Genomic DNA, 17,673 nt, shown 5'->3' on the forward strand with positions numbered 1-17,673 from the left:
TGCTTCCCCGAGATCCTCACGCTCATCAACGACCAGCTCAAACCGGCCGCCGCGCGCACCGAGAGCAGCGTCGTCATCGACGCGCCGTTCAACCTGGTGTGGGACATGACCAACGACGTGGCCAACTGGCCGAACCTGTTCGACGAGTACGCGTCCGCGGAGATCCTGCACCGCCAGGGCGCCACGGTGCGGTTCCGTCTCGCCCTGCACCCGGAGGAGAACGGCAAGGTCTGGAGCTGGGTCTCCGAACGGGTCATGGACCGGGAGAACAAGAGCGTGACCGCGCATCGCGTGGAGACCGGCCCATTCGCCTTCATGAACATCCGCTGGCAGTACACGCAGACCACGGACGGCGTGGAGATGCGCTGGGTGCAGGAGTTCCACATGAAGCCCCAGGCGCCCTTGGACGACGCGGGCATGGCCGAGCGCATCACCAGGAACTCGAAGATCCAGATGGCGCTCATCAAGGAGCGTGTCGAGGCCGCGGCCCGCAGCCGCAGGGGTGTGGAGGCAGTGCGATGAACCAGCTGGACTTCGGGCTCAAGGGCAAGCACGCCCTGGTCACCGGGGGCTCCCGGGGCATCGGGCGGGCCACGGTGCTCGCCCTGGCCGCGCAGGGTGCCTCCGTCACCACCTGCTACGTCAACGAGAGCGAGCACGTCGCCTCGCTCCGCCGCGAGCTCGACGAACAGGGCGTGCAGGGCCGCCTCGTGCGCTGCGACATCACCGACGCCGAACAGACCAGCCGGCTGTGCGCCGACGCGCACGAGACGTACGGAGCCATCGACGCCGTCGTGAACAACGCCGGTGTCATCAGCCACCTGCCGATCGAGGACCTCGCCCCCGACGAATGGCGCCGCATCGTCGACACCAATCTCAACGGGCCGTACCACGTGATTCGCGCGGCTCTGCCGTACGTCGCCGATGTCGCGTCGATCGTCAACATCAGCTCGGCCGTGGCCCACCACGGCATGCCGGGGGCCGCCCACTATGTGGCGTCCAAGGCGGGCGTGATGGGGCTGACCCGGGCGCTGGCCAAGGAGTTGGGCCCGCGCGGCGTGCGCGTCAACTGCGTCGCGTCGGGTCTGGTCGAGACCGATCAGATGAAGGCCGTCACGGCCGAGGGACGGGCCCGCTACGAGCAGATGATCTCGCTGCGCCGGCTCGGCCGGCCCGAGGAGATCGCGGACGTGGTGCTCTTCCTCGCCTCGCACGCCGCCCGCTACATCACCGGCGCCACGCTCGACGCCGACGGCGGCATCTGACCGGCAGAAGATCCCGCGTCCGACACCGGAGAGGAGTCCATGGACCGTGCTGCGCACCGTGCTCGAGATGACCGTCCGCGAGGGCTACGAGGGTGAGTTCCGCGCCACCTGGCAGGAGACGGCGCAGGCCGCCTCACTGATGCCGGGCAATGTCGCCCAGACGCTGCTGCGGGACACGCACGCACCGCGTACCCACCTGATCATGGCCGACTGGGCCGACAGCGCCTCCCTGGAGGCCTTCCAGAGGAGTCCGGAACGGCAGGAACTCAGCGCCCGTCTGGAGACCTTCCGTGAATCCGCCCACAAGCGTGTGCTCGAAACCGTCGCACACATACCCGCCCGCCAACCCAGTGAAAGGTGATCTGTCATGACCGTACGCGTCATGGTCTCCGCCCGTATCGACGACAAGGACCAGGAGGCCTTCGAAGAGGCCTACCGCTCCGTCGCCGCCGTCGTGCGCGGCACCCCCGGCCATATCCGGGACGAACTGCTGCGCGACGCCGAAGAGGCGGGGCGCTACATCCTGCTCGCCGAGTGGGAGAGCGAGGAGGCCTTCCGTACGTGGGAGGACGCTCCGTCACACCGTGAGATGGCGGCGCCCATGTTCCCGTACTGGAGCGGCGGCGGCATCGAGCGGCGGATCTACGATCTGCGCACCCGGCTCGACAGCGTGCCGACGAGCGCCTGAGCGGACGGCGACCATGGCGACCATCCGCAAGGCCCTGGTGGTCGGTGCCGGCATCGGCGGGCTCACCACGGCGGCCGGACTGCTGCGGCAAGGCATCGAAACGCAGGTGTTCGAGGCGCGGCCCTCTCCCGGACGGCTGCTGACGGGGGGCGGGTTCATGCTCTGGCACAACGCGTTCCTCGCGCTGCGCCGGATCGGGCTCGACGAGAGCGTCGCCGCGGACTCCGTGCGCATGCGCGTCCACGAGTTCCGCTCCGACAGCGGCAGGCGCCTGGCCCACTGGGACCTGGACGGGCCGACGGAGAAGTGCGGCGCACCGGCCTGCGCCCTGCGCCGCTCCTCTCTCCACAAGGTGCTCACCGAAGCTGTCGGCGACCACCGGATCCGGCTCGGCTCCCGGCTGACCGGCTACACGCAGGACGCCGACGGCGTCACCGCTCGCTTCGACGACGGCTCCACGGCCCGCGGAGATGTGCTGATCGGCGCCGACGGGCTGCGCTCCACGGTCCGCGGCGAGATGCGGCGGGGGTTCGAGACACCGCCCCGGTACGCCGGTTACACGGCGTGGCAGGCCATCGCCCGGCTGCCGGGCGAGGACGTGGTGCCCACCGGCACCTTCTTCAACCTGTGGGGCACCGGTGGCCTGCGGTTCCTGTACTGCAGGCTCAACGAGAACGAGGTCTATTGGGACGCCATCACCAGCGACCGCGCGGCCGCCGGCCTCGACACGGTGCGCGACACCCGGCGCGAGGCGCTTGCCGGGGCCTACCGGAAGTGGCCCGAACCCATCGGCCGGATCATCGACGCCACCGAGGAGGAGGCGATCCTGCCGGTGAGCATTCACGACCGGGTGCCGGCCGGCGGCTGGAGCCAGGGACGCGTCGTACTCGTCGGCGACGCCGCCCATCCGATGACGCTCAATCTCAGCCAGGGCGCGGGCCAGGCCATCGAGAGCGGTGTGCTGCTCGCCGAGATGCTGGGCCGCACGGAGCCCGGCGCTGTGCCCGACACGCTGCGCGCGTTCGAGTCCGAGCGGCGGAGCCGCGCGGCGGACATGACCACTACGTCGTGGGGCATCGGCCGCCTTGGTTTCGCGCACAGCAAGGCGCTGTGCCGGCTGCGCGATCTCATGATGTACGCGTTCTTCGACTCCGTTGCCCGCGGCCAGAGTTACTCGCTGATGCTGGACGAACGGCTGGCTCGCGGGCCCGCCCTGCCGCGGGCCGGGTCCGTCGGGCCCGGGGCGGGGTGAGGACACGCCATGCCGACCGCGTCGCTCGCCGTCGTGTTCGTCCTGTGCACCGGGGTCCTGGCCGGGGTGCTCGTCGGTGTCGAACGGGCCATCGTGCCCATGCTCTCGCACCTGCCCCGGCAGACCTGGTCCGAGGTGCACCGGCTCCTCGACCCGGGCTTCGACCCGCTGATGCCCAGGGTCAACAAGGTGGCGCTGGCAGCCGGTCTCGGGCTCGCCTTCCTGGCTCCGGGCAGCGCGGCCAAGGTGGCCTTCGCGGTCGCCCTGGCCGGAGTCGTCGGGGTCGCCCTGGTGTCCGAGTCGCGCAACGTCCGCATGAACCGGCGTATCGACGCGTGGGCCGCGGCCGGGGAGATCCCGGACGACTGGCAGGCACTGCGGGAGCGCTGGGCACGCGCCAACCGGCTGCGCACGGCCTTTGCTGTCCTCGCGTTCTGTGCCGGACTCGGCGGCTGCTGGCTGGCGTGGGCGTGAGGGCACGCGATGACAGCCCGGCAAGCGACACCTGTCAACCACCCGACAAGCAGGGAGAGTCGAATGGAGTTCGAGGGAAAGGTCGCTCTGGTGACCGGCGCCAGCAGCGGCATCGGCGCCGCCACGGCCAGGCTGCTCGCCGCCCGGGGCGCCCGGGTGGCGGTCAATTACCACAAGGGTGCGCAGCGGGCCCAGGACGTCGTGGACTCCATCCGGCAGGCGGGCGGCCACGCCGTGGCGCTGCAGGCCGATGTCACCGACCCAGGGCAGGCCGGCTCGCTGGCCGACGCCACCGCGGCCGAACTGGGCCCGGTGGACGTGCTGGTGCTCAACGCCGCGGGTCTGGGCGCCCACGAGGCACCGATCGCTCCCATGGCCGAGTTGACCTGGGAGGCCCTGGAACGGGTGGTCACCCAGCAGCTCAAGGCGCTGTTCCTGACCACTCAGGTCGTCGTGCCCCGGATGATCGCCCAGGGCGGTGGTTCGGTGGTGGCCGTGGGAGCCGCGCTCGCCCGCAGACCAGCGGCGCGCTTCCTGCCGCTGGCAGTCGCCAAGGCCGGGGTCGAGGCGGCGGTGCGGACGCTGGCCCTCGAAGTCGGCCCGCAGGGGGTGCGGGTCAACGCCGTCGAGCCCAACCTCATCCTGACCGAACTGGCCCGCCACATCCCCGAGGAACAGCGCAGGGCCGCGGCGGAACGCGCCGCGGTGCGCCGCAACGGCACTCCCGAGGACGTCGCCGAGGTCATCGCGTTCGTCGCCTCTGAGCGGGCCTCGTATCTCACCGGCAGTTGTCTGCTCGCCGACGGCGGCACGGCCTTCGCATGATCCGCCGGGGGAGCCCAACCCCCGTGGGCCAGTGGGTTTTCCCGTCCTTTAGCGGCCTCTTTATCGGCCGCTGATTACCTGTCCATCGGCCGCGGGTCAGCCCCGGCGGCGCAAGGCGAAAACACCCGGTAATTCCGAGCGAAAGGCTAGGGAGAACGTGTCAGAGACCAAGCGGAAAGTAGTGAGCCGGGACAGCGTCGAGCCCGTCTGCTGGTTTGGTGAAGAGGGCCGGTTCTTGCTGCGCAAGGAGGACACCGGAGGCCTCTACAGCTTCTACCAGATCACCACACAGCCCGGCAGCGGCCCGCCGATGCACGTCCACGAGACGGCCGACGAGGCGTTCTTCGTCAATCAGGGGCGCTACGAATTCGAGATCGGTGGAGTCACCGAGGTCATCGAGGCCGGCACCGTCATTTACGGTCCGCGCGGCGTGCCGCACAAGTTCCTCAACGTCGGTGACGGACCGGGCCAGTTGCTCGTCATCGCCACGCCGGGCGGTGTGGAGAACTTCTTCATCGGGCTTTCGGAGCTGGTGTCGAAGGGGCGCCCCGACTGGGACAAGATGCAGGAACTCGCCAACCGCAACCACATGCGCGGCTTCATGCCGCAGCCGGGCGCCCACGGCGACCTGGGCGGCCCGCCGCCCGGAGTCCGCCCCGGCGCCGGCGGCCCGCCGGCCGCCGTGCGGGGAGCCAGGGGCTGACGCCTCCCCACACGGTCACTCCCGTACGCGAGGACACGGCCGGGGCACCGCATCACTCCGCGGTCCCCGGCCGCCGTCTTCGGTCCGGACCGTGACCGTGCTCCAGCCCCAACCGCCCCTATGTCCAGGGAGGACACCATGCCCCGAAAGCTGTCCGACTACCGTCCCCGGCCGCGGCTCGCGACACCCCGCCAACACGACGTGATCATCCTGGGGTCCGGCCTCGCCGGCTCGACCCTGGGCGCCATTCTGGCCAGGCAGGGCGTCTCGGTCCTGCTGCTCGACGGCGGGGTCCACCCCCGGTTCGCCGTCGGTGAGTCGACGACGCTCTACACCCTGAAGCTGTTCCGGCTGCTGGCCCGCCGCTATGGCGTACCGGAACTGGAGCCGCTGACGTCCTACGAGGGCTACCGGGACGCCATCGCCCCGACCAGCGGCACGAAGCGGCACTTCGGCTTCATCCGGCACGAGGAGGGGAAGGAGCCCGACCCCGCCGAGTTCAACCAGTTCAGCCCGCCGTCGCGGGTGCTGCAGACGAGCCATCTCTTCCGGCAGGACTCCGACGCGTATCTCCTGCACACGGCCATACGGTACGGCTGCGACGTCCGCCAGGCGTTCCCCGTCGAGGACGTCGAACTGGAGGAGAACCACGTTGCGGTCATCGGCAGAAACGGCGAGCGCCACGAGGGCCGCTATCTGGTGGACGCCAGCGGGTTCCGCTCGCCGCTGGCCCAGCACCTGGCCCTGCGGAAGCCGCCGGAGGAGATCAAGCACCACTCGCGCTCCATGTTCACGCACATGATCGGGGTCAGGCCGACCGACGCCTGTCTGCGCGTGGGGCCCGAGGACGCACCGCCCATCCCCTGGGTGGAGGGCACCATGCACCACCTCTTCGACCGCGGCTGGTTCTGGTCGATTCCGTTCAACAACGCGCCGGACTCCAAGAACCCGCTCGTCAGCGTCGGGCTCACGCTGGACGAGCGGATGTATCCCAAGCCGGACGACATGAGCCCCGAGGAGGAGTTCCGCCAGTTCGCGGCCCGGTTCCCCGCGGTGGAGCGGTTGTTCACCGACGCCCGTACCGTGCGGCCCTGGGTGTCGGCGGGGCGCATCCAGTACGCCTCCAGCCAGACCGTGGGCCATCGCTGGTGCCTGATGTCCCACGCCGCGGGATTCATCGACCCGCTGTTCTCGCGGGGTCTGACCAACACCGGCGAACTGATCAACTCGCTGGCCTGGCGCCTGCTGGACGCGCTCTCCGAAGACGACTTCGACGAGGAACGCTTCCGCTACGTCGAGGAGCTCCAGCAAGGCCTGATCCGCTACAACGACGAGCTCGTCAACTGCTCGTTCATCTCCTTCTCCGACCACGCCCTGTGGAACGCCGTCTACCGCGTATGGTGCGCGGCCGAGGTGCCGATCAACCTCCGCTTCGACCGGTTCACCGAACGTTTCATGGAGTCCGGCGACGAGGGCGTGCTGCGGGTGATGGAGCAGGCCGCGTACCCCGGGCTCCCGGTGCCCGGATCGCACGGCTACAAGGCGCTGTTCGACGAGATGGTGCGGGTCTGCGAGGCGGTGGACCGCGGCGAGCGGACTTCCGCCGACGCGGGGAAGGACCTCATGACCACCGTGCGGAACGCGCCCGTGGTCCTCGACCACCTCGGGCTGCGGGACCCCTCGTGCCGGTTCGTCTACCCGAAGCCGGAGGACCTGCGGCGGATGGCGCACTGGCTGCGGCACGAGGGCCCGGACGAGCTGCGCTATCTGACGACGGGGGTCGACGTGAAGGGCGAGACGCTGCCGACGGCACCGCGCGAGGAAATGGCCGTGCCCCACTGACGGCCGGCTGCCGAGGCCGAAACCCACGACGGGCGGCTCCCCCGGATTCCGGGGGAGCCGCCCGTCGTCTTCCTGGCCTCAACCAGCCGACCGCGCACGGGGCGTGGCGCGGAACACCGGGCACCGCGGGGCGGCCTCCGCGAAGCTCTCCGCACGAGGCGACGTGACCAGGCCGTTGCGGACGAAGGCGCCCACCCCTCTGGGGTTCTGGCCGGGGAACTCCCGCAGGACGGCGCCGCGTTCCTCCTCGGGCAGCTCCACCAGGTCCACCTGCTGGGCGCGGCGACCGCGGGTGAGTATGCCGTGCCCAGCCGCCCGTGCGTTCTTGACCCAGTCGGAGTCCGGGTAGGCCTGGAGGATGTAGCGCGTGCCGTGCACGATCACCGGCGCCACCGGAGTGGTCCGGGGGAGGCCGCTCTTGCGCCCCGGGACCGTGAGCAGGTGCATCGGCCCGAAGGGCAGGCCGATCCGGTGGAAGAGGATGACAACGCGGTTGCGTGCCTTGTGCCTTGGGGAAATGCTGCGCTGAGTGGACATGGACGGGATCCTTTCCTCAGGCCTTGTGCACGCGCCGCATGATGATCCTGACGAGGGACCGTGGCATCGCGCGCATGAGCGGGAGCCGGATACGGTACGCCAGGCCCGGCACCGTCGAGGGCCGCCCCGCCGCCACCGCTTCGAGCCCGGCGCGCGCGACGTCGTCCGGAGTCAGCCACTTGATGTCGGGCAGCGTATCCTGCGGCACCCCGGCGGCGGCATGGAATCCGGAGCGGGTCAGGCCGGTGTGCACGGTGGTGACGTGGACTCCGTAGCGGGCGACCTCCATGGAGATGCTCTCGCTCAACGAGGACAGGAACGCCTTGGACGCCGCGTAGGTGGCGGAGCGCGGCTTGGGCAACACCGCCACCAGCGAAGAGACGTTGACTATGCCGCCGGCGCCCCGCTCGATCATTCCGGGCAGGCAGGCGTGGGACAGCCTCAGAGGGACGACGGCGTTGAGCGTCACGGTGTGCACCTCGCGCTCCGCGGACAGACGGGCGAACTCCCCGGATCCGCTCGACCCGGCGTTGTTCACGAGCAGTTCGACGGGCCGCTCCGGATCGGCGAGGCGCTCCTCTGCCTCGGTGAGATGACGCTCTTCGGTGAGATCGAGCGCCATCACCTCGACTCGGACGTGGTGCTGGGACTCGAGCTCATCGGCCAGCTGTTTGAGCAGGTCGGCACGGCGCGCGACGAGGACGAGGTCCACACCGCCCTGGGCGAGTCTGCGAGCGAACCCTTCACCGATTCCACTCGACGCCCCGGTCACCATTGCCGTGCGGTACGGAAATTGCTGCATGACATTCCTCGAATCTGTGCGGCAATCCAAATACGCGTCCGCAGCAGGTTAGCGCCGACTCCCGCGACGGGCCAGCAAATTGAAAGGGAATGACCGCTGTACGGGCCGATTTATTACGGCTTAACGGGGGGTTCATCAGATGCTGATGGAATGCCGGAACAGTTCGCCCCATCTCCGTCGTCATTGAATGGCTGGTATTGCTGCCATGGCTTACTCCGCGCACAAACCAGAATCCCCGTCCGCCGCACTCCGACCACCCCAGGCACTCGGCGCACCGGTGCCCCCGGAGTCGCGGCTCGAATCGCTCACCGGGCTGCGCTGGATCGCGGCCCTCGCGGTCTTCCTCAACCACGTCGCCACGCTGCTCCCCATCCCGCACACGGACGCAGTCCTCACCCTGGGGTCCTCCGGCGTCACGTTCTTCTTCGTGCTCTCCGGCTTCGTACTGACCTGGACGTACAAGAGGGGGGACCGGGCCGGCGCCTTCTACGGGCGCAGGTTCGCCCGCATCTGGCCCCTGTTGCTCGTCGCCGCCGTGGTGCCGCTCTTCCTGCAGCTCCCCGACACCCCGGACAGCGGGCGGAACGACCTGGTCATGATGGCGGTCTCCGCCGTTCTGCTCTATCAGGCATGGGTGCCGGGCAACATACTCGGCGCCGCGAACCCCGTCACCTGGTCCTTGGCGTGCGAGGCCTTCTTCTACGCGATCTTCCCGTTCGTGGCGAAGTACTCGCTGCGCCGCTCGCTGCGCTGGCTCGCCTGGGCCGCGGTCACCCTGGTGCTGGTCGGCTGGGGCATCAAGGTGTGGCTGTGGGAGGCCTATCCGCCCACGGCGCGCCCCGTGTTCTACGGCATGGACGGGCTCATTTTCGGGGCGTACTCACCGATCGCCCACGTGTGGGAGTTCCTTCTGGGCATGGTCGCCGCGGCCGCGGTACGCAAGGGATGGCGCTCACCCCTGACGGTCTGGCCGGCCACCGCGCTGCTCACGGCGGGTCTTTTCGTCCTGTGGCTGCTGCGCGACGAGACCTGGCGCGCGTTCGTCGTGTACGACGCGCTCAGCCAGGTCACGGCGCCGCTGTACGCGCTCGTGGTGGTGGCGGTCGCCGGGCGGGACCTGGCCGGCGACCGCTCCTGGCTGCGGGCCAAACCGATGGTGGCGCTCGGCAATTGGTCGTACGCCTTCTATCTCATTCATTTCACCGTGCTGTTCGAGATATCCGCCGCGGTATTCGACCGGAAGAGCATCATCGAGTTCTACATGATGCCGGTCGAGGCGAGCTGGGAGAATGCCGGGTGGGTGCTGCTCGCACTCGCCATCACCACGGCGCTCTGCTGGCTGCTCCATGTGCTCTTCGAGCGGCCCGTGGAACTGTGGCTGCGGGCCCGCATCGGCCGGCGGCGGCCTGTGCGGGAGGAGCCGCAGGTGGAAATCGACTCGCGGGTGCCCTGATGGCCACGGAAGAGTCCCGCACTCTGGACGACCCCTTCGACGTACTGTTCGTCGGCTGGTCCTTCTTCCGCAGCAAGCTCCTGACGGCGGCGCAGGACCTCGGTGTCTTCACCGCGCTGGGCGACGAAGCGCTCGGCGCGGAGGAGCTGCGCGAGCGGCTTGGGCTGCACCCCCGGGCCGCCGGCGATTTCCTCGACGCGCTGTCCGCGCTCGGGCTGCTGCGGCGCACGGGGGACCGCTACCGCAACAGCCCGGCCGTGGCCCGGCACTTGATGCCGGGCCGGGAGGGATACGTCGGCGGATTCCTGCGGATGACCACCGAACTGCTGGGCAGCGACCAGGACTCACTGGCCGGCCTACTGCGCAGCGGGAGCGCCCGCGGTCAGGGCAAGGGCGGCGAGGTGCCGTTCACCCAGATCTTCCACGACCCCGAGCGCCTGCGGCAGTATCTGTCGGCCACGGACAGCTTCAGCGGGGCAGTGGCGGACGAACTGGCGCAGGCCTTCGACTGGGGCAGGTACGCGACGTTCAGCGACGTGGGCGGGGCGCGCGGGAATCTCGCCGCGCGCCTCGCCGCCGCCCACCCCGGGCTCACCGGGACCGTGCTCGACCGACCGCTGATGGAACCGCATTTCGACACGCTGGTGACCGAGCGCGGGGTCGCGGATCAACTGCGCTTCGTGAGCGGGGACTTCTTCACCGACGACCTCCCTCGCGCGGATGTCGTGATCCTCGGCGGCGTCCTGCACGACCGGCCGATGGAGCGGCGCATGGCGCTGCTCCGCAAGGCGTACGACGCCGTCCACGACGGGGGAGCGCTCATCGTGTACGACACCATGCTCGACGACGAGCGGACCGGAGCGGACAACCTGGTACTCAGCCTGATCATGATGCTCCAGTCCGCCCAGGCGACCGGCTTCTCGCCTGCCGAGTGCCGCTCCTGGATGCGGGAAGTGGGCTGTTGCGTCGAGCAGACGATCGACCTGCCCGCGCTGACCACCGCCGTCGTCGGCCGCAAGCCCTGACCCAGGGGCACGGAAATCCGCTCTCGGGGCATCGCCCCGGGAGCGGACTCTCATGTCGGCCTCAGGCGGGTGCGCGGACAGCCCCGCAATACGGCAATTTTGGAGAGGCGGCAGCCTGTCTCCGACCACCCTCTCCCGCTCTATTCTTGTCCACAGGTCTGCACTGTTCATGACATCCCCGGGGGAAATACATGTCAGGCACAGCACGCACCAAGGTTCTGCTCGTCGATGCGCACCCCATCTCTCTGACGGGGCTGCGCACCATTCTCGACGGCTGCCCCGATCTTCACGTCGTCGGCGTCGCCCAGGACGGCGGGGCCGCAGCGGCCAGGTACCGGGAGCTGCGGCCCGACGTCGTCATCGTCAACACCCACAGCAGCGCGGCGGAGGCCGTCGACAGCGTCGGTTCGCTCGCCCGGTCCCATCCGCCGCTGCCGGCGCCCAACGTGCTTGTCCTGCTGAACAACGTGGACGCGGCGGCGGCCGAAATCCTGCAGGCCGGGGTCAAGGGCCTGCTCTCCAGCAGCAGCAGCTCCCAGGAGCTGGCCGCCGCGGTCCGCCTCATGGCCACCGGCCGGTCCTTGCTCATCCCCACGGCCCGGGCGGGCTCCGGCGACTCCCTGCTGGAGCAGCTCACGGACCGGGAGATAGAGGTGTTCAGGCTGCTGACCCGGGGCTTCAGCAATGCGGAGATATCCACCGAACTGACGCTCAGCCAGAGCACGGTGAAATTCCACATCCAGAAACTGATGGAGAAGCTGGGGCTCCGCAACCGCGTACACGCGGTTATCTTCGCCTACGAGAAGAACATTATTCACGCCAGCTCCTAGCGCGCTGCCGCACGGCAGCGAAGTGCTGCGCGGCTGCGACGCCGCCGCCCTATGCACGGAGTTGCGACACCACTTTCCACAGGTCGAATACGTTCCGGTCCTCGACGACCATGCCGTCCTCGACGCGCCACAGCTGCGCACCTTCGGAGTTGATCGTCCGCCCGGTGGGAGCCACGCCCGCGAACTCCCCGATGTGCGTCGCCCGCGTGGTGTACCAGGTGGCCACCCACGGTCCTTCGGCGATCTGGAGCCCTACCTCCACGGTGAGGCCGGCGAACGCGGCGTTCCGGCGCAGCACGCTCTTCCTGGGCCCGTCCGGGCCGACGCGTTCTCCGCCCAGCAGGAAGTCCGGGGCGAAGATCTGGTCGGCCACGTCCACATTGCCGCGGCTCCAGCCCTCCTCGAACCAGTACCTGGCCAGGGCCTTGTTCGCTTCGGTGACGTCGAGTCCCTCGCGCGAGGGCACGGCGTTCACCGGTTTCCCGCCGTTCCCGCTGTGCTGGGCAGCACGATGCCCGCCTTGCGCAGCGCGTCCAGGCTTTCCCTGCCGATGGTGCTCAGTTCGGGCGCCGGTGACGAGGCCGCCCATTCGAGGAACGCCGCCATCTCGCGGTGACCGGGATAGATGAAGCGGCTGTTCACGTCTTTCCAGCCGAACCCCGGAGACACCGCGTCGGATTCCCGGACGAGTTCGAGTACCCGGTCCGCCGCCGTGTCGCCGTCGATGACATTCGCTTCGTACAGCGCGCAGGCTTCCGCCGTTTTGTCGAGCAGCGCCTTGAAGTCGTCGCTGTCGGGCCACCACAGGCCGGTGTGCGGAGCCTTCTCCAGGTTGTCGAAGACACTAGGGTCGCCGTGGGTCTTGAAGGCGCGCAGCGCGTGGTTGATGCGCAGGGTGGCCGGGGTGTTGCCGCTGCCCCAGACGCGGAAGACCGCGTCCCAGAGCCGGAAGTGGGAGAAGGCGATGAAGGAGCAGTTGACCAGGATGTCGTTGTAGTCGAGCAGGCCCTGCTCCAGCTCCTCGACGTAGCGGAAGCGCTCCTCGTCGAAGTCGTCGTCCGCCAGGGCCGAGAGCAGACGCGGGACCAGCGTGTGGATGATCTCGAAGGTGTTGGACATGCCGCGCGAGTACAGCGGGTCGAGGAACCCCGCGGCGTGCGACATCAGGCACCAGCGCCGGCCCACGGTCTGTCGGGACGAGTACTGCAGCCGCCCGGTGGACACCCACTCGCGGACCTTGGTCGCCCCCTCGAACTGCCGCTCCACGGCGGGGAACCGGTGCACGAGACGGGTGAACTCCTCCTCCGCGTCGATGTCGTCCGGCTTGGGGTAGAGACGCGGATCGAGCGTGACGCCCACGCTGCACAGCGGGTTGCGGGAGAGCTCGTGGTTGTCGAACGGGATGATCCAGAACCAGCCGCGCTCGAAGAGGTGGTGCATGGTGCCGTCGTGCCACGGCACGGGCGGCCGGCTCTCCTCGGGGGCGTGCACCACGTCGTCGAAGGGGCGCACCCCGATCATGTGCGTGAACAGCGAGCGGGAGTGGTGCTTGAACCTGGCGGGCTGTTCGCGCAGCTCCAGATGGTCGGCGAGCGGCGAGCGAAATCCGCTGGCGTCCACCAAGTAGCGGGCCCTGACCTGCCGTTCATCGGTCCCGGTGAGGGTGACCCCCGCGTCGTCGAAGTCGATGTCCGCCACGCGCCACTGCTGGCGTGTCTCACAGCCGAGCCCGGCCGCGACCCGGAAGAGATAGGCGTCGCTGTCCTGCCGGAACAGATGACTCGCCGACGTCAGCGTCTCGGGGATGACGAACTGGTGCGCCTCCGTGGGGTCGGGCTCGTGGCCGGGGCGGTGCAGCATGAATCCGAAGTGCCGTTTGCGGCCGAAGGTGTTGCTCACCGTTTCGTTGATGGTGCTCGCGTCGGCCAGGGCGTTGAACTCGGGTATTCCGTATCGCTCGGCGAGCACCTGCAGCCAGGCCACGAGCTGGGGGATCATCGATTCCCCCACGGCGAACCGCGGGTGGGTGCCCGCGTCGGCGAGCAGCACCTTGACGCCGTTGCGCGCCAGGACAGCACCGAGGGTGGATCCGGCGATGCCCGATCCCAGGATCACCACGTCGTAGCTCGGACTCTGTGTGGACACGGTCTGTTCCCTTCGCAGTCGTCGAGTGCCCGGACTCCGGAGTGAACTCCGCGTCCGCCCCTGCACCTTGTCCGATGGCGATGAAGGCAAGAGAAAGTACGCATAAGCAACCCCTTGGGCCACCGCGCGGTGGCGCGGTGGCCCAAGGCGGGTCAGACGCGGCCCTGTTGCCGTGCCTCGTCGGATGTTCCGGCCGCGGACGACGGCCGCTCCGAGCCGGGGGGCTCTTCGGGCCCTGCGCCCGTCCCGTCGGATGCCGTGGTGCTGGACCTTGGGCCGGCCGCCGGCACGGGGGTGGCGAGCAGCCGGCCCAAGGAGCGTGGGAACCACCAGTTGGACCGCCCCAGGAGGGTGACAAGGGCCGGGGTGAGGAAGCCGCGGACCACGGTGGCGTCGATGATGATGCCGGCCGCCAGCGCGGTGGCGAACACCTTGACATCGGTGATGGGGATGCTGGCCAGCGCGACGAAGGCCAGGAAGAGGATGAGCGCCGCGGAGGTGACGAGCCGTCCGGTGCGGCTGATGCCGGTCACCACGGACCCGACCACGGTGTCCCGTTCTCCCTTGGCCGCCAGGTCGAGGTGTGTCTCCCTGATGCGGTGGAGGATGAACACCTCGTAGTCCATGGAGAGTCCGAACAGGAACGCGAAGACCGCCATGGGGACCCAGATGGTGATCGCCCCCACCGCCGGGGTGTCGAACAGCAGCTCGCTGCCGTACCCCTTCTGCCAGACGAGGACGATCACGCCGTACGCCGCGCACGTGGAGAACGCGTTCAGGACCAGCGCCTTCAGCGGCAGGACCACCGAACGCAGCGTCCGTGCGAGGACGATGAAGGTGAGCACGGCGACCAGGAGCAGGATGAGACCGAGTCCTCCGTAGACCGCGTCGATGAAGTCGGCGTCCTGCGGGGGGCCGCCCCCGGCGAGCGTGCCGTCCGTCTCCACCGCGGTGTCCACGACGCCGGAGACCGTGTCCTTGCCGTCGCCGCTCGACGGGTCGTCGGTGGTCCACACATCGACGATGCGGCTGCCGTCGCGTGCCCAGTCGTCGGGCGCGACCGTTCCCGCGACACCGTCCACGCCGCCGAGCTTCTCCTTCATCGCGTCGGCGCCCTTGGCGTCGACGAGCACCTCGACGGGGCGCGCGATGCCCTCACCGAATCCCGCGTCCACGATCCGTTCGAAGGTGGCGGCGGGCCGGCCGCCCTGTGCCAGTGTCCTGGTGGCGGGTGCCCCGAGCTGGATGGCGAGCACCGGTGCCGCGAGGGCGATGAGCAGCGCGCCGCTGATCGCCGCGCAGAGCGCGGGGCGGCGGGTGGTGAGCGCGGCGATCTTGCCCCACATCTTGCTGTCGGGGCGGTGTACGCGGCGCGGCCGGTCGAGCTTGTCGCCCCACGAGTACAGCAGGACGGGCAGCAGCGTCAGCGCGACGGCGACGCTGACCAGCGGGATGAGCAGCCCCGCGTATCCGACGCTGCGCAGGAAGGGCACCGGCAGGACGACGAGCGCGGCGAGCGAGATCGCCACGGTGGCGCCGCTGAGCGCGACGGCCCGTCCCGCGCTGGCCACGGAACGTACGACCGCCTGCCTGCGTGCCTCGGGTTCGGGGCCGTCGCCGCCCGGCTTGTTGCGTTCCTCGCGCCATCGCGTGACGACAAGCAGTGCGTAGTCGATGGCGATGCCCAGGCCGATCAACGCCACCAGGTACTGGACGATGAACGACACGTCGGTGATCCCGGTGACCCCGCGCACCAGCAGGAACGTGGTCGGGATGGCGACCGCGGCCATCAGCAGCGGGACGATCGCCAGGCCACTGGCGAAGACCAGGGCGAGCACCACCAGGGCGCCCACGGCGCCGATGAGCGTCTCGTAGATCGGGCTGCGCGCGGCTCCGCTGTTCCGGCCCGAGAGCACGGGCTGACCGGTCAGTTCGACCTGGGCGCCGCCGACCTCGGTCTGCTCGACCGTCTTCTTGATGGCGGGAAGTGACTGGTCGTAGGGCGAGCTCGTCGGGTTGGCGGGCGGGTAGACGAGCGCCACCGTGGTGCGCTTGTCCTTCGACACCAGCGCGTCGTCGCCGGTGGTCGTGTACGAGACGCTGCGACCGCCCTTGGGGGTGACCTTCTCGACCAGGCCGCCCCACTGCTCGGTCACGGCCGCGCTGTCGACGCTCGTGCCCTGCGGCAGGGTGACGACCAGGAGCAGCGGCGCGTTCTTGCCGCCCGTCTGCGCGAAGCGCTGAGCGAGGAGGTCGTTGGCTTTCTGGGCCTGCTTGTCCGGGAGCCGCGACTCATAGGTGAGCTGGTCGATCGTACTGCCCGACATGGCTCCCCCCGCGAGGAAGAGAACCAGCCAGACAAGGACCACGGGCCACCGGTGAGCGAGCACCCACCGTGTCATGCGCTCCACGGGACCGACCTCCTGTAGGGACACTATTGTGTAGCCGCACTACTTATGAGTGCCCAAGGTAGCCGCCCGCCAACCCGCGCGCAAGACACAGCAGTTGAGCGCGCCGCAAACAGAGAGCTCCCGTGGCGGGTGACAGCCGACGAGGCTGTTGCCCACCACGGGAGCTCTGAGGTGGTCTACGCGAAGCGGTCCTCCTACGGGCAGCCGGCCCGCCTCATCACGAAGAGGAAGCCCTTCAGGGAGAACGCGAAGTACGCGCCCGCCAGAAGCGTCAGCGTCGCCGGGACGGAGACCATGGGCCAGTCAAGGGACTCGGGGTGGCTCAGACCGCGGTTGAGCAGCAGCACGATCAGCGCGGCCAGCGCGCAGAGCAGCCCGATGAGGGCCGAGAGCGTCCCCGTCGTGATGCCGCCGTCGCGCCGCTCGGCCGCCGCCTGGAACCCGCTGCCCTTACGCAGTCCTGACACGGCTCCGGCCACGCAGAACACACAGCCGAACATCACCACCGACAGGCCCACCAGCAAGGTGGGCGGATGCTTGACCGGCCATGGCCCCGCGGGCCCGCCGAGCAGTGCGTACGCCCAGGTCGCCGCGAGCAGTGGCAGTACGCACACGGCCCGGATCGACAGCCGGTTGGCGCTCAGCCGCAGTGTCGCGTCGTTGTAGGCGCGGGCGACCTCGCTGGGCGGACCCCATTCCTCGACGGCGCGGTGGGCGGCCTCCTCCAGGTCCGGACAGTCCTCAAGATTGTCTTCCGCGGCACACCGCAGGCCGTCCATGACCTCGTCGATGATCGCGGTGCGCCTGGAGTACGGACCCACGAGGTGCTCGGCCAAGTGGTCGGTGTAGCTCTGCAGTACCGGTGCCTCCATTACGCCTCCCCTCCCAGGACGACGGAGATGACCGAGGAAACCTCCTGCCAGGCCGTGCGCTTGTCCGCCAGTTCCCGGTGTCCTGCCGCGGTCAGGTGGTAGTTGCGACGGCGGCGGCCGTTGTGCCGTGACCACTCGCTGCCGACCAGGCCCGCGGCCTCCAGGCGGTGCAGCGCCGGATAGACCGTGCCGGTCGGCAGGTTGATCGCGTCCCCGCTGCGCCGCTTCAACTCCTCGATGACCGCGTAGCCGTGCAGCTGACCGGGCTCCAGCACAGACAGCAGCATCCCTTCCAGATTGCCTCTCAGGGTTTCTGCCTTCATGTCTAACCACACTACACATCGGGAGCGGAGCCGGACATGGCGTCTTCGGCACCTCGCCGCCCCCGACACGGGCCGCCCGGCACCGTGCGCGGGCCGGCGCCTGTCGCCCTGCGCGGGCCGGCGCCTGTCGCCCCTCACCTGCGGGAACCCTTCCTGGATGACGCGTTCCTCGGCCACGTCCTGTTCGGTGGGCACATCGTCTCCTCTGGTCGGCGAAGCACGGCGC

The 17,673-nt window shown here is 69.5% G+C and carries 19 protein-coding genes; 12 read left to right on the forward strand and 7 right to left on the reverse strand.

The genetic code is table 11. From position 1 onward, the window contains the following. The first annotated feature begins 24 nt into the window (after positions 1 to 24). The 9 genes from ACGFX9_RS30945 to ACGFX9_RS30985 all read left to right on the forward strand — a co-directional run bounded on the left by ACGFX9_RS30945 (position 25) and on the right by ACGFX9_RS30985 (position 7,049). Positions 25 to 522, forward strand: a complete 498-nt coding sequence (locus ACGFX9_RS30945; protein WP_393480447.1) for an SRPBCC family protein — start codon at positions 25 to 27, stop codon at positions 520 to 522. Continuing rightward, positions 519 to 1,265, forward strand: a complete 747-nt coding sequence (locus ACGFX9_RS30950) for an SDR family oxidoreductase (protein ID WP_393480068.1) — start codon at positions 519 to 521, stop codon at positions 1,263 to 1,265. The genes ACGFX9_RS30945 and ACGFX9_RS30950 overlap by 4 nt, the downstream gene beginning before the upstream one ends. A gap of 46 nt (positions 1,266 to 1,311) precedes the next feature. Next, positions 1,312 to 1,626 carry an antibiotic biosynthesis monooxygenase family protein gene (locus ACGFX9_RS30955; protein WP_393480073.1) on the forward strand — a complete coding sequence of 105 codons (315 nt, stop codon included), beginning with the start codon at positions 1,312 to 1,314 and terminating at the stop codon, positions 1,624 to 1,626. 6 nt (positions 1,627 to 1,632) lie between these two features. Then, positions 1,633 to 1,953 (forward strand): antibiotic biosynthesis monooxygenase family protein, encoded by a 321-nt coding sequence (locus tag ACGFX9_RS30960; RefSeq protein ID WP_393480076.1) that lies wholly within the window; start codon positions 1,633 to 1,635, stop codon positions 1,951 to 1,953. A gap of 13 nt (positions 1,954 to 1,966) precedes the next feature. Then, positions 1,967 to 3,205: an FAD-dependent monooxygenase gene (locus tag ACGFX9_RS30965; protein ID WP_393480079.1), complete on the forward strand. Its 1,239-nt coding sequence runs from the start codon at positions 1,967 to 1,969 to the stop codon at positions 3,203 to 3,205. A 9-nt stretch (positions 3,206 to 3,214) separates the two neighbouring features. Continuing rightward, on the forward strand, positions 3,215 to 3,679 hold the full coding sequence (locus ACGFX9_RS30970) for a DUF1772 domain-containing protein (RefSeq protein ID WP_393480083.1): 465 nt from the start codon (positions 3,215 to 3,217) through the stop codon (positions 3,677 to 3,679). A gap of 63 nt (positions 3,680 to 3,742) precedes the next feature. After that, the gene (locus ACGFX9_RS30975) at positions 3,743 to 4,504 is read left to right on the forward strand and encodes an SDR family NAD(P)-dependent oxidoreductase (protein WP_393480086.1); all 762 of its coding nucleotides are present in this window, start codon (positions 3,743 to 3,745) and stop codon (positions 4,502 to 4,504) included. Between the two features lie 157 nt (positions 4,505 to 4,661). After that, positions 4,662 to 5,207: a cupin domain-containing protein gene (locus ACGFX9_RS30980; RefSeq protein ID WP_393480088.1), complete on the forward strand. Its 546-nt coding sequence runs from the start codon at positions 4,662 to 4,664 to the stop codon at positions 5,205 to 5,207. A gap of 138 nt (positions 5,208 to 5,345) precedes the next feature. Beyond that, complete coding sequence (locus ACGFX9_RS30985; RefSeq protein WP_393480090.1) at positions 5,346 to 7,049, forward strand: NAD(P)/FAD-dependent oxidoreductase; 1,704 nt, start codon at positions 5,346 to 5,348, stop codon at positions 7,047 to 7,049. A 78-nt stretch (positions 7,050 to 7,127) separates the two neighbouring features. Here ACGFX9_RS30985 and ACGFX9_RS30990 read toward each other — a convergent pair whose 3' ends face one another. Beyond that, on the reverse strand, positions 7,128 to 7,586 hold the full coding sequence (locus tag ACGFX9_RS30990) for a nitroreductase family deazaflavin-dependent oxidoreductase (protein WP_393480093.1): 459 nt from the start codon (positions 7,584 to 7,586) through the stop codon (positions 7,128 to 7,130). A 16-nt stretch (positions 7,587 to 7,602) separates the two neighbouring features. Further along, positions 7,603 to 8,388, reverse strand: coding sequence for an SDR family NAD(P)-dependent oxidoreductase (locus ACGFX9_RS30995; protein WP_393480096.1), 786 nt, complete (start codon positions 8,386 to 8,388; stop codon positions 7,603 to 7,605). Between the two features lie 205 nt (positions 8,389 to 8,593). Here ACGFX9_RS30995 and ACGFX9_RS31000 point away from each other — a divergent pair, with 205 nt between their 5' ends. The 3 genes from ACGFX9_RS31000 (at position 8,594) to ACGFX9_RS31010 (ending at position 11,696) form a co-directional block, all read left to right on the forward strand. Next, positions 8,594 to 9,841 (forward strand): acyltransferase family protein, encoded by a 1,248-nt coding sequence (locus ACGFX9_RS31000; RefSeq protein ID WP_393480099.1) that lies wholly within the window; start codon positions 8,594 to 8,596, stop codon positions 9,839 to 9,841. Next, a complete protein-coding gene (locus ACGFX9_RS31005; RefSeq protein WP_393480102.1) occupies positions 9,841 to 10,866 on the forward strand; it encodes a methyltransferase in 1,026 nt (341 codons plus the stop codon). The genes ACGFX9_RS31000 and ACGFX9_RS31005 overlap by 1 nt, the downstream gene beginning before the upstream one ends. A gap of 191 nt (positions 10,867 to 11,057) precedes the next feature. Next, positions 11,058 to 11,696, forward strand: a complete 639-nt coding sequence (locus ACGFX9_RS31010) for a response regulator transcription factor (RefSeq protein WP_393480105.1) — start codon at positions 11,058 to 11,060, stop codon at positions 11,694 to 11,696. Positions 11,697 to 11,745: 49 nt separating this feature from the next. Here ACGFX9_RS31010 and ACGFX9_RS31015 read toward each other — a convergent pair whose 3' ends face one another. From ACGFX9_RS31015 to ACGFX9_RS31035, 5 genes are all read right to left on the reverse strand, one after another. Continuing rightward, positions 11,746 to 12,171 carry an ester cyclase gene (locus ACGFX9_RS31015; RefSeq protein ID WP_393480108.1) on the reverse strand — a complete coding sequence of 142 codons (426 nt, stop codon included), beginning with the start codon at positions 12,169 to 12,171 and terminating at the stop codon, positions 11,746 to 11,748. Next, positions 12,168 to 13,841 (reverse strand): NAD(P)/FAD-dependent oxidoreductase, encoded by a 1,674-nt coding sequence (locus tag ACGFX9_RS31020; protein WP_393480111.1) that lies wholly within the window; start codon positions 13,839 to 13,841, stop codon positions 12,168 to 12,170. Before ACGFX9_RS31020 ends, ACGFX9_RS31015 begins: the two co-directional genes overlap by 4 nt. 152 nt (positions 13,842 to 13,993) lie before the next feature. Further along, the gene (locus ACGFX9_RS31025; RefSeq protein ID WP_393480451.1) at positions 13,994 to 16,243 is read right to left on the reverse strand and encodes an MMPL family transporter; all 2,250 of its coding nucleotides are present in this window, start codon (positions 16,241 to 16,243) and stop codon (positions 13,994 to 13,996) included. Between the two features lie 203 nt (positions 16,244 to 16,446). Continuing rightward, the gene (locus ACGFX9_RS31030; RefSeq protein ID WP_393480113.1) at positions 16,447 to 17,124 is read right to left on the reverse strand and encodes a hypothetical protein; all 678 of its coding nucleotides are present in this window, start codon (positions 17,122 to 17,124) and stop codon (positions 16,447 to 16,449) included. Continuing rightward, on the reverse strand, positions 17,124 to 17,411 hold the full coding sequence (locus ACGFX9_RS31035; RefSeq protein WP_393480116.1) for a PadR family transcriptional regulator: 288 nt from the start codon (positions 17,409 to 17,411) through the stop codon (positions 17,124 to 17,126). The genes ACGFX9_RS31030 and ACGFX9_RS31035 overlap by 1 nt, the downstream gene beginning before the upstream one ends. Positions 17,412 to 17,673: the final 262 nt, after the last annotated feature.

It is taken from the genome of Streptomyces sp. NPDC048436, from assembly GCF_043200355.1.
Lineage (GTDB): Bacteria > Actinomycetota > Actinomycetes > Streptomycetales > Streptomycetaceae > Streptomyces.

Excerpts from the sequence above, each read along its gene's own strand:
- ACGFX9_RS30975 (WP_393480086.1), top strand. The coding sequence starts at position 3,743 with ATGGAGTTCGAGGGAAAGGTCGCTCTGGTGACCGGCGCCAGCAGCGGC.
- ACGFX9_RS31030 (WP_393480113.1), bottom strand. The coding sequence starts at position 17,124 with ATGGAGGCACCGGTACTGCAGAGCTACACCGACCACTTGGCCGAGCAC.
- ACGFX9_RS31000 (WP_393480099.1), top strand. The coding sequence starts at position 8,594 with ATGGCTTACTCCGCGCACAAACCAGAATCCCCGTCCGCCGCACTCCGA.
- ACGFX9_RS31025 (WP_393480451.1), bottom strand. The coding sequence starts at position 16,243 with ATGACACGGTGGGTGCTCGCTCACCGGTGGCCCGTGGTCCTTGTCTGG.
- ACGFX9_RS31005 (WP_393480102.1), top strand. The coding sequence starts at position 9,841 with ATGGCCACGGAAGAGTCCCGCACTCTGGACGACCCCTTCGACGTACTG.
- ACGFX9_RS30950 (WP_393480068.1), top strand. The coding sequence starts at position 519 with ATGAACCAGCTGGACTTCGGGCTCAAGGGCAAGCACGCCCTGGTCACC.
- ACGFX9_RS30985 (WP_393480090.1), top strand. The coding sequence starts at position 5,346 with ATGCCCCGAAAGCTGTCCGACTACCGTCCCCGGCCGCGGCTCGCGACA.
- ACGFX9_RS30965 (WP_393480079.1), top strand. The coding sequence starts at position 1,967 with ATGGCGACCATCCGCAAGGCCCTGGTGGTCGGTGCCGGCATCGGCGGG.
- ACGFX9_RS30970 (WP_393480083.1), top strand. The coding sequence starts at position 3,215 with ATGCCGACCGCGTCGCTCGCCGTCGTGTTCGTCCTGTGCACCGGGGTC.
- ACGFX9_RS30995 (WP_393480096.1), bottom strand. The coding sequence starts at position 8,388 with ATGCAGCAATTTCCGTACCGCACGGCAATGGTGACCGGGGCGTCGAGT.
- ACGFX9_RS30960 (WP_393480076.1), top strand. The coding sequence starts at position 1,633 with ATGACCGTACGCGTCATGGTCTCCGCCCGTATCGACGACAAGGACCAG.
- ACGFX9_RS31035 (WP_393480116.1), bottom strand. The coding sequence starts at position 17,411 with ATGCTGCTGTCTGTGCTGGAGCCCGGTCAGCTGCACGGCTACGCGGTC.
- ACGFX9_RS30990 (WP_393480093.1), bottom strand. The coding sequence starts at position 7,586 with ATGTCCACTCAGCGCAGCATTTCCCCAAGGCACAAGGCACGCAACCGC.
- ACGFX9_RS31010 (WP_393480105.1), top strand. The coding sequence starts at position 11,058 with ATGTCAGGCACAGCACGCACCAAGGTTCTGCTCGTCGATGCGCACCCC.